1 protein-coding gene is annotated in these 627 nt (G+C 72.9%); it reads left to right on the top strand.

Translation table 11 applies throughout. The annotated features are described in order from the left end of the window. Positions 1–627: vanadium-dependent haloperoxidase (locus E2E34_RS34925; protein ID WP_138905793.1), on the top strand; the 627-nt coding region annotated here is incomplete at both ends.

The following is a 627-nucleotide window of genomic DNA, read 5'->3' as shown; positions in this document are numbered from 1 at the left end:
CCCTGACCTCGGCCCGCTACGCCCGGGACGTCAACGAGGTGAAGACCATGGGCGTGAAGAGCGGATCGGGCAGGACCGCGCACCAGACCGAGACCGCCCTCTTCTTCGGCGGCAACCTTCTGGTGCAGTTCCAGACGGCCTTCCGGGACCACGCCGCCCGGCACCGCCTCGGCATCGCCGACACGGCGCGGCTGTTCGCCGCGGTGAACACCGCGGCGGCCGACGCGGTGATCGCCTCCTGGGACTCCAAGCTCCACTACCGCTTCTGGCGGCCCATCAGCGCCGTCCAGCTGGCCGGCACGGACGGCAACGCCGCCACCGAGGCCGTCCCGGGATGGCAGCCGCTGCTCGTGACGCCCCCGCACCCCGACTACGTCAGCGGCCACGCCACGGTCGCCGCGGCCGTGCTGCGGACCGCCGCCGGTGTTCTCGGCACCTCCCGCCTCGACCTGTACGTCCGCTCCGAGGCCACCTCCACCACCCGGCACTACCCGCACGCCGACCGGTTCAACAAGGACATGGTCGACGCGCGGGTGTGGGGCGGCATCCACTTCCGCAGCGCGGACCTCGCCGGCTGCCACGCCGGCAACCGCATCGGGGACTGGGCGCTCGGCCACTACTTCCAGC

It is taken from the genome of Streptomyces albidochromogenes (assembly GCF_005981925.1).
Classification (GTDB): Bacteria; Actinomycetota; Actinomycetes; order Streptomycetales; family Streptomycetaceae; genus Streptomyces; species Streptomyces albidochromogenes.
This window is presented reverse-complemented; position numbering and strand designations above follow the sequence as displayed.